2 protein-coding genes and 1 pseudogene are annotated in these 2,597 nt (G+C 45.8%); all 3 read left to right on the top strand.

Annotation, left to right across the window (positions count from 1 at the left end; translation table 11 throughout):
• Nucleotides 1-1,387, top strand: a 1,387-nt coding sequence (locus tag RYL88_RS12665; protein WP_314991789.1) for an FTR1 family protein, incomplete at its 5' end; no start/stop codon positions are given.
• A 74-nt stretch (nucleotides 1,388-1,461) separates the two neighbouring features.
• Nucleotides 1,462-1,983 (top strand): iron transporter, encoded by a 522-nt coding sequence (locus RYL88_RS12660; RefSeq protein WP_122873224.1) that lies wholly within the window; start codon nucleotides 1,462-1,464, stop codon nucleotides 1,981-1,983.
• A gap of 65 nt (nucleotides 1,984-2,048) precedes the next feature.
• Nucleotides 2,049-2,597 (top strand): annotated as a pseudogene (locus RYL88_RS12655) (DUF2318 domain-containing protein); the annotation flags it as partial.

Here is a 2,597-nt window from a genome sequence, read left to right as displayed (position 1 = left end):
AAACAATAAAGCCAAATTTGAGCTTTACCGCAACACGAAGCTGGAAGAGGCCATTCGTAGATTTATAGACGGCGGTCAGGGCATCGACGGCGATATCCAAAAGCGAATGGGCTCGGCGATAATCGCTATAAACAACGATGTAGCCGCCGACGTACTAAAGTCAAATTTGGACGAGCTTGATGCGCTGATATACGAAAACGTCGCCAAGCTACCTATGGACTCGGGTTCGCTAGCTACCAACGTAGTTTTGCCTGACAGCGCCGAGGATGACGCGGCTACTGATTTTGCGCCGGTGGTTGCAAACATAAAGGCAAAAATCGCAGACGCGATCAAACTTTACGCCGCAAAAGACGTAGATAAAGCTATGAGCGATGCGCAGGATATTTACTTCGACGAGTTCGAAGGCAGCGGCATGGAAAATAAAGTAGGCGCGATAGACGTCGGTCTAAAAACTAAGATAGAAGGAAATTTCGGCGAAGTAGTCGCGTTGATGAAAGCGGGCGTGAGCGTCGAGAGACTCCAGCAAGCAGCCGATAATCTAGGTGCAAATTTAGACGCCGCGCTAGAAAAAACAAGCGGCAGCAGCTCGCCTTGGGCGCTATTTGTTTATGCGCTTACGGTCATACTTCGCGAGGGATTTGAGGCGCTCATCATTGTAGCGGCAGTCGTGGCGTATCTACTAAAAACGGGCAACGAAAAGCGCATGAGTATCGTTTACAGCTCGCTTGGCGTAGCGGTCGTGTTAAGCTTTGTTATGGCGTGGATTATGAATTTGATATTTGCAGGCGCTGCGGGTCAAAAAAGAGAGGTAATGGAGGGCGCGGTGATGCTTATCGCCGTGGGACTACTCTTTTACGTCGGTTTTTGGCTACTTTCAAACGCGGGTGCGAAAAAATGGAGCAAATATATCCAAAGCCACGTCAGCGAGTCGATATCAGCAGGCTCTGCTAAGGCGCTTTGGTGGACGGTATTTTTAGCGGTATTTAGAGAAGGCGCGGAGACCGTGCTTTTCTATCAGGCGCTGATTTTTGACGCTAAAGATAGCGCGGGCTACTCGATGATCGCGCTGGGATTTGTAGTGGGGCTAGTTGTCTTGCTTGTTACTTACTACGTGTTTAAAATTTTTGCTATAAAAATCCCAATCAAGCCGTTTTTCTTGTTCACTTCGGCGATCATTTTTTATATGTCGATCGTGTTTGTGGGGAAAGGGCTTATGGAGTTCGTTGAGGGTAAAATTTTCGTTCCAACTAAGATCGAAGGCTTCCCAACTATCGAGTGGCTGGGCATTTATCCGTATTACGAGAGCTTAGTACCGCAGACTATCATGGTAGCGGCGCTAATCATCGGCGTGATCATAATGAAAAAAAAGCAAGCCAAAGAGGCTTAAATTTGACGTTTCTAGCTTTCGCGGGTTGCCGCGAAGCTTAAAATAAATTTACAAATCAATTTAAAGGAGAGAACATGAACAAATTTGTTAAAACAGCTTTGGCATTCAGCCTTGCTGCTTCAGTAGCCTTAGCAGGCGAGTTTCCTATCGGCGATCCGGTAGAAATCAACGGTATGGAGATAGCTGCCGTTTATCTAGAGCCGATCGACATGGAGCCAAAAGGCATCGACCTAGCTCCTAGTAAAGCCGACATCCACCTAGAGGCCGACATCCACGCTATCGAGGGAAATAAAAACGGCTTTGCAGCCGGCGAGTGGATCCCTTATCTAAAAGTTAATTACGAGCTAAAAAACCTAGATAACGGCAAAGTTAAAAAAGGCACATTTATGCCTATGGTTGCTCAAGACGGCCCTCACTACGGCGCTAACCTAAAAATGGATACGGGCGTTGGCAACTACGAGCTAAAATTTCATATAGAAAATCCTGAAAAACAAGGCTTCGGTCGTCACGCAGACAAAGAAACGGGCGTAGGTAAATGGTTCGAGCCGTTTACCACGACCTATAAATTCCAATATACCGGAGCGCCTGCTAAATAATTCGGGCTTAGAGCGGCTAAGTCCGCTCTAAATTTTATTCAAATTCTCAAATTACAGGGCTGATCATGTCTATATATTTCGTCCAAGTTATCTCATCGTTACTGGGATTTGTCCTTTTTGCAGCGTTAAACAACGACAAAAAGAGCCTAAAAGCGCTGTTTCTACCCTCGGTTTTGGGTATCGCAGCAGGCATAGTCGTTTTTAAGATCGCTAGACTCACGCTTCACGACGCGGGCGTTAAAATGGTATTTGACGCGGCTACTTTGGTATTTTTACTAGTTAGCGCGCTTTGGATTTTTATCAAATTTAACCCTGCAAAGATGATAACGTTTTTCGCCTTGGGTGCGGGCTACGGCTTAACCTATGCTCACGCTAGCGCGAATTTTCCGGTATTTGCAGGCGAGCTACTCGATACGCAGTCCATCATCAGCTTATTTTTGATGATATTTGCATTTTTGCTTTTACTGATTTTATTTTTCGTCGTTTCAAATTTAAAAGAGTGCCTGTGCAAGCATGTCTTATGGGCGTTTTCGCTTCTTTTTCTTGCAGTTTTGATAGTGCAAGCTATTTCAAACACGGGGCTTGAGTTTATGCGGGCGGGTATGATACCTACG

Source organism: uncultured Campylobacter sp. (assembly GCF_963517995.1).
Classification (GTDB): domain Bacteria; phylum Campylobacterota; class Campylobacteria; order Campylobacterales; family Campylobacteraceae; genus Campylobacter_A.
The sequence above is the reverse complement of the archived record's forward strand: the minus strand, read 5'-3'. Positions and strand labels throughout refer to the sequence as shown.